4 protein-coding genes are annotated in these 2,648 nt (G+C 72.0%); 3 read left to right on the plus strand and 1 reads right to left on the minus strand.

The genetic code is table 11. The annotated features are described in order from the left end of the window. Positions 1–612: serine hydrolase domain-containing protein (locus AB0M20_RS37025; RefSeq protein WP_364305397.1), on the minus strand; the 612-nt coding region annotated here is incomplete at its 3' end. Between the two features lie 63 nt (positions 613–675). On the opposite strand from AB0M20_RS37025, the gene AB0M20_RS37030 reads away from it, so the two are divergent. Genes AB0M20_RS37030 through AB0M20_RS37040 form a run of 3 tightly spaced genes read left to right on the plus strand, consistent with a single transcriptional unit; the run spans position 676 to position 2,503 of the window. Then, positions 676–1,314 carry a transporter gene (locus AB0M20_RS37030; protein WP_364305398.1) on the plus strand — a complete coding sequence of 213 codons (639 nt, stop codon included), beginning with the start codon at positions 676–678 and terminating at the stop codon, positions 1,312–1,314. Then, positions 1,311–1,628, plus strand: coding sequence for a transcriptional regulator (locus AB0M20_RS37035; protein WP_364305400.1), 318 nt, complete (start codon positions 1,311–1,313; stop codon positions 1,626–1,628). The genes AB0M20_RS37030 and AB0M20_RS37035 overlap by 4 nt, the downstream gene beginning before the upstream one ends. Beyond that, positions 1,625–2,503, plus strand: coding sequence for an ABC transporter ATP-binding protein (locus AB0M20_RS37040; RefSeq protein ID WP_364305402.1), 879 nt, complete (start codon positions 1,625–1,627; stop codon positions 2,501–2,503). The genes AB0M20_RS37035 and AB0M20_RS37040 overlap by 4 nt, the downstream gene beginning before the upstream one ends. The last annotated feature ends 145 nt before the right edge of the window (positions 2,504–2,648 follow it).

Genomic DNA, 2,648 nt, shown 5'->3' on the forward strand with positions numbered 1-2,648 from the left:
GGCCGCCGCCTCCCCCACCCGGGCCGAGGGTGGGTCGCCCTGCGCGGGGGCCGCCGCCTCCCCCACCCGGCTCGAGGGTGGGTCGCCCTCCGCGGGGGCCGCCGCCTCCCCCACCCGGGCCGAGGGTGGGTCGCCCTCCTCGGGGGCCGCCGCCTCCCCCACCCCGGCACTGGGTGGGTCCGAGAGTAGGCGCTCCGCGTGACGGAGTCCGGGAGTTGTCCACAGCCTGTGGATGGCGGCGATGATGCCCTGGGTGGTGCGATCGGCGCCGGCCTCCGGCGGCAAATCCATCGGCAGGCCCGCGGTGTGGTGGATCAGGTGCCGTAGCCGGATCGCCCGCGCCGGCCCCGGCAGCTCCGGCAGGTGGTCGGCCAGCGCCGACTCCGGGTCGAGCCCGGCCAGGGCGACGCAGGCCGCCGTGACCTGTTTCGCCAGCGAAGCCACGTAGAACAGGCTGTCCCGGCCGGCGGCGACGGTCCCGCCGGAGACCGGCAGGCACCCGCGGGTCAGGTAGGCCGGGCGGCCACCACGGCGCACGCCGATCACCAGGGGGTCGTCCGGCGCGTACCCGGAGGCCTGCGCTACTTGCGCCAACGTGGCAGCGAGAGGCATCCCTCCAGCCTAGTCAACTTTATGGCACAAACCTCTTTGACTTTGTGCGGTAAAGTTCTTTGCATGGTCCCAGACGACATTGACGAAGACGCGCCGCTCGACCCCGCCGAGTCGCTGCGACTCATCGAGCGCGAGCGTGCCGAGACCGAGCGCAGCCTCACCCCCGACCCGCGGATCTTCCTGTGGCCGTGGGGGTTCGCCTGGCTGATCGGCTTCACGGTGTTCTTCCTGCGGTTCGGGCCGGACGGGCGGATCTTCGTCAACTTTCCGGAGTGGCTTCCGCTGGTCGTGCTGATGGGCTCGATCTTCGCGGCGGGCATCTACACCGGCGTGCGGGGCGCCCGCAGCGGCCGCTGGGTCACCGGCCCGTCGAGCCGCCAGGGTGCGATGTACGGCATCACCTGGTCGGTCGCGTTCTGCGGCATGTCGGTGGTGCTGTCGCGGGTGAGCTCACTGCTCCCCGAGCCGGAGGTCAGCCTGCTGTGGTCGGGCGTGATGGTCGGCCTGACCGCCGCGCTGCACATGGTCGCCGGCGTGCTCTACAAGGACACCGTCTTCTACTACCTGGGCATCGGCGTCAGCGCGGCGAACGTCGCCGGAGTCATCGCCGGGCCGGGCTGGCATTCGCTGATCATCGCGGTCCTGGGCGGCGGCGGGATGCTGGCGGCCGGTGCGATCGCCAAGGCGAGGCTGCCGAGGTGACCGAGACCGACGTGCCCGAGCTCGACCCGGTGATCCACGCCCAGGCTCGGCTCCGGGTGGTGTCCTCGCTCTCGATGCTGCGCCACGGCGACCGGATCGCCTTTCCGAGGCTGCAGGAAATCCTCAAGATGACCGCCGGCAACCTGTCCGTCCACCTGCGAAAGCTCGAGGACGCCGGATACGTCGAGGTCACCAAGACCCATCACGGCCGCACCCCGGCCACCCTCGTCCAGCTCACGGCGCGCGGCCGGCTGGCGTTCGAGAACTACACGGCCGCGCTCAGGACATTGCTGAATCCGCAGGAGGAGTCATGATGCTCGCCCGTGCGATCGACGTCAGCCGGCGCTACGGCGACGTGATCGCTCTCGACCAACTGAACCTCGACGTGCCGGCCGGGTCGCTGATCGGCCTGCTCGGCCCGAACGGCGCCGGCAAGAGCACGCTGGTCAACCTCTTCACCGGCCTGCGCAAGCCCACGTCGGGGCGGGTCGAGCTGTGCGGCGGCGACCCGCGCGACGCGGCCTCCCGGGTGGCCCTCGGCGTGACGCCGCAGGAGACCGGGCTGCCGGGCGCGCTCCGGGTCGGCGAGGTCGTCGACTTCGCCCGGGCACACTTCCCGGCGCCGCTGGGCCGCGACGAGCTGCTCGACCGGTTCGGCCTGGCCGACCTGGTCAAGCGGCAGACCGGCGGGCTCTCCGGTGGACAGAAGCGGCGACTCGCGGTGGCTCTGGCGTTCGTCGGGCGGCCGCGCATCGTGTTCCTCGACGAGCCGACGACCGGGCTCGACGTCGAGGCCCGCCGGTCGTTGTGGGACGGCGTGCGCGCCTTCCACGCCGACGGCGGCACGGTCGTGCTCACCAGCCACTACCTCGAGGAGGTCGAGGCGTTGGCCGAGCGCGTGGTGGTGATCGGGGGAGGCCGCGTGCTCGCCGACGACAGCGTCGGCGCGGTACGCGGCCTGGTCGCCATCCGCCGGGTCAGCGTGACCTCCCCGGTGCCCGTGCCCGATCTGCCCGGCGTGGTGGGGCGGGAGGCGGACGGTGCGCGTACCCATCTCCTGACGCCCGACGCCGACCGCCTGGTGCGCGACCTCGTCACGCACGACGTGCCCTTCGCGGACCTGGAGGTCCGCCCCACCTCGCTCGAAGAGGCCTTCCTCACCCTGACCGTTCCGGAGGTCGCGCGATGACCAGCCTGACCCTGACCCACGCCAAATTCCAGCTCATCGAGACGGTCCGGATCCCGATCGCGCTGATCGGCAGCGCGTTCTTCCCGGCCGCGTCCATGCTCTTCTTCGTGGTGCCGTTCGTCGGTGACGATCCGGTGGCATCGAC

The sequence above is a fragment of the Actinoplanes sp. NPDC051633 genome (assembly GCF_040681735.1).
Taxonomy (GTDB): Bacteria; Actinomycetota; Actinomycetes; order Mycobacteriales; family Micromonosporaceae; genus Actinoplanes.

What these genes read in the sequence shown, in the direction of transcription:
- AB0M20_RS37030 (WP_364305398.1), top strand. Translation starts at nt 676, where the DNA reads ATGGTCCCAGACGACATTGACGAAGACGCGCCGCTCGACCCCGCCGAG.
- AB0M20_RS37040 (WP_364305402.1), top strand. Translation starts at nt 1,625, where the DNA reads ATGATGCTCGCCCGTGCGATCGACGTCAGCCGGCGCTACGGCGACGTG.